Genomic DNA, 3,475 nt, shown 5'->3' on the forward strand with positions numbered 1-3,475 from the left:
GGATGTTCAAAATGGCCATAAGCTTGATGACTGCACGTGTTAGGTAAGGTCGGGCCGGTGGCCAGGCAGGTCCGAAGACGCGGGCTACCGTTGTGGTTTCTATCAGGATCAATGCCTTTACCCTGATACACGTCAAATAGCCTGAGGTCTGTCAGCCATTCGCCTGCATTTTCACGGATTACGTCGAGTACAGCCGAGGCTGCCACGTCCTTTTGCGCAATCAGTGCCAGGTCACGACGCACTTCAGGAAAGCGCGATAACTCGTGGAATTCAGGCATTTTGCCGCTGGCCACTTCTGCAAGAACCAGCTCGAAAACGAATACCGGACGATCCAGGCCCAAGGTTTTCGACAATTCCGGGTGAATTGCTCCGATGAAGCCAACCAGTCGCCCCTCACGTTCGATTCGTGCGGTTTGCCCCGGGTGCAACGCAGGATGCTTGCCTGGCACGAACGTGAACGCATTCAGTGCACCGGCAAAGCCCAATACCGCTTCCACATCGGCCTTGACGTCGAAGAAGTCGACGACGTCGCGACCTTGCGCCCAGCCTTCCGGCAGTCGGCTGCCGCAAACCACACCCGCCAGCATCGGCTCCTGTTTCAAGCCTTCAAGCTGACCGACAAAACGCAGGCCACTTTCGAACAAGCGGACACGGTCCTGTTGACGGTTCAGGTTGTGCTGAAGCGCCTTGACCAGACCCGGCCACAGCGACGAACGCATGGCAGCCATGTCGTTGGAAATCGGGTTGGCCAACAACAGCGGTTCAACACCCGGATTAAACAGCTCAAACTGTTTCGGATCGATGAAGCTGTAAGTAATCGCTTCCTGATATCCGCGGGCAACCAGCAGTCGGCGCAGTTCAGGCAGCTCACTGCGTGCTTCGGCCTTCGCTTGCGGCGCCAGGCGTGCTTGCGGGTAACGAACCGGCAGGCGGTTGTAACCATACAGGCGGGCCAACTCTTCGATCAGGTCGACTTCCAGGCTGATATCGAAGCGATGGCTTGGCACTTCTACGCGCCACTGCCCTGCCCCGTCAGCGGTGATGGTCAGGCCCAGGGCGCCAAGCAGGCGCTCCACTTCGGCCGGATCCATTTCCATGCCCAGCATCTGGGTGATTCGCGAAGTGCGCAGGGTCACCGGTGCAACCGATGGCAGGTGCTGCTCACTGACGGTCTCGATGATCGGCCCGGCTTCGCCACCGGTGATTTCCAGCAGCAGGCCAGTGGCGCGCTCCATGGCTTCACGGGCCAGTTGCCAGTCCACACCGCGCTCATAACGGTGCGAGGCATCGGTATGCAGGCCATAGGAACGAGCCTTGCCGGCTACGGCGATCTGATCGAAAAACGCACTTTCCAGGAAAATGTCGCGAGTGGTCGCGGTATTGACGCCGCTGTGCTCGCCCCCCATCACGCCAGCAATGGCCAAGGCGCGAGTGTGGTCGGCAATCACCAGGGTATCGCTGCGCAGGCTGACTTCCTGGCCGTCGAGCAAGACGAGTTTCTCGCCTTCTTCGGCCATGCGTACGCGAATGCCACCGTTGATTTCGGCGAGATCGAAGGCATGCAGCGGCTGCCCCAGTTCCAGCATCACGTAGTTGGTGATGTCGACGGCAGCGTCGATGCTGCGCACTTCGGAGCGACGCAGGCGTTCGACCATCCACAGCGGCGTTGGCCTGGACAGATCGACGTTACGGATCACTCGCCCCAGGTAACGCGGGCAGGCGGCAGGTGCCAGAACTTCAAGCGAACGCACTTCATCGTGCACCGCAGGAACACTGGCAACGACCGGACGCGTGACTTGAGCGGCATACAATGCGCCAACTTCGCGGGCCAGGCCCGCCAGGGACAGGCAGTCGCCACGGTTCGGCGTCAGGTCGACCTCAATGCTGGCATCGTCCAGGTTCAGGTATTCACGGATGTCCTGACCAACCGGAGCGTCAGCCGGCAATTCCATCAGACCGTCATTGCCCTCACCCACCTGCAATTCGGCTTGCGAGCACAACATGCCGTTGGACTCGACACCACGCAGCTTGGCTTTCTTGATTTTGAAGTCGCCCGGCAGTTCGGCACCGATGGTGGCGAACGGGATCTTCAGGCCCGGGCGCACATTGGGTGCACCGCACACAACCTGGAAAGTCTCCGAGCCATTGCTGACCTGGCAAACGCGCAACTTGTCGGCATCGGGATGCTGCTCGGTGCTCAGCACCTCGCCCACGATAACGCCACTGAATGCACCGGCGGCCGGCGTAACGCTATCGACCTCAAGACCGGCCATCGACAGACGAGCAACCAACTCGTCGCGACTAACCTGCGGGCTTACCCAGCCACGCAGCCATTGTTCACTGAATTTCATCCTGCTCTCCTAAGAATTCGTTACGACTAGCGAAATTGCGCGAGGAACCGCAAGTCGTTGTCGAAGAACAGACGCAAGTCGTTCACGCCGTAACGCAGCATGGCCAGACGCTCGACGCCCATGCCGAAGGCAAAGCCCGAAAAGGTTTCCGGATCGATTCCGGACATGCGCAGCACATTCGGATGAACCATGCCGCAACCCATGACCTCCAGCCAGCCGGTCTGTTTGCAGACGCGGCAGCCTTTACCGCTGCACATCACGCATTCCATGTCGACTTCGGCAGAAGGCTCGGTGAACGGGAAGTACGAAGGACGGAAACGCACGGCCAGTTCTTTTTCGAAGAACACACGCAGGAATTCCTCGATGGTGCCCTTGAGGTCGGCGAAATTGATATCGCGGTCGACCAGCAGGCCTTCAACCTGGTGGAACATCGGGGAATGGGTGATATCCGAATCGCTACGATAGACACGACCTGGGCAGACGATGCGAATCGGCGGCTGTTTCGACTCCATGGTGCGGACCTGTACCGGCGAGGTGTGGGTGCGCAGCAACATGTTGGCGTTGAAATAGAAGGTGTCGTGCATCGACCGGGCCGGGTGATGGCCAGGGATATTGAGCGCTTCGAAGTTGTGATAGTCGTCTTCGACCTCCGGACCTTCGGCAATACCGTAGCCGATGCGGGTGAAGAACTGTTCGATGCGCTCCAGAGTACGGGTAACCGGGTGCAGACCGCCGGAGGTCTGACCACGGCCAGGCAGGGTTACATCAATGGACTCGGCGGACAGTTTGGCGGCCAGTTCAGCCTCTTCAAACGACGCCTTGCGCGCATTGAGAACGTCTGTGACACGCTCCTTGGCAACGTTGATCAGGGCTCCGACTTGCGGACGCTCTTCTGCCGGCAAATTCCCCAGGGTCTTCATCACCTGAGTCAATTCACCCTTTTTGCCAAGGTAGTGAACCCGGATTTGCTCCAGGGCATTGATATCTTCAGCGCTTTGCACAGCCTCTAGTGCTTGAGAGACGAGCGCATCCAGGTTTTCCATGTACAGACTCCAGATACAAAATAGGGGAAGAGCTTGAAGGCTCTTCCCCTATTTATGACGTTTAACACCTGACCCCACAGA

At 58.8% G+C, this 3,475-nt stretch carries 2 protein-coding genes; both read right to left on the reverse strand.

Annotated features, from left to right (window positions below; translation table 11 throughout):
* Nucleotides 1–2,351 (reverse strand): phenylalanine--tRNA ligase subunit beta (gene pheT / locus ACQKP2_RS32240; RefSeq protein ID WP_427582300.1); only part of this gene is annotated, 2,351 nt, incomplete at its 3' end.
* 26 nt (nt 2,352–2,377) lie between these two features.
* Nucleotides 2,378–3,394: a phenylalanine--tRNA ligase subunit alpha gene (pheS, locus tag ACQKP2_RS32245; protein WP_427582301.1), complete on the reverse strand. Its 1,017-nt coding sequence runs from the start codon at nt 3,392–3,394 to the stop codon at nt 2,378–2,380.
* Between the last annotated feature and the right edge of the window lie 81 nt (nt 3,395–3,475).

The sequence above is a fragment of the Pseudomonas sp. NPDC089569 genome (assembly GCF_050280625.1).
In the GTDB taxonomy this organism is placed as follows: domain Bacteria; phylum Pseudomonadota; class Gammaproteobacteria; order Pseudomonadales; family Pseudomonadaceae; genus Aquipseudomonas.

Excerpts from the sequence above, each read along its gene's own strand:
- pheS (WP_427582301.1), bottom strand. The coding sequence starts at position 3,394 with ATGGAAAACCTGGATGCGCTCGTCTCTCAAGCACTAGAGGCTGTGCAA.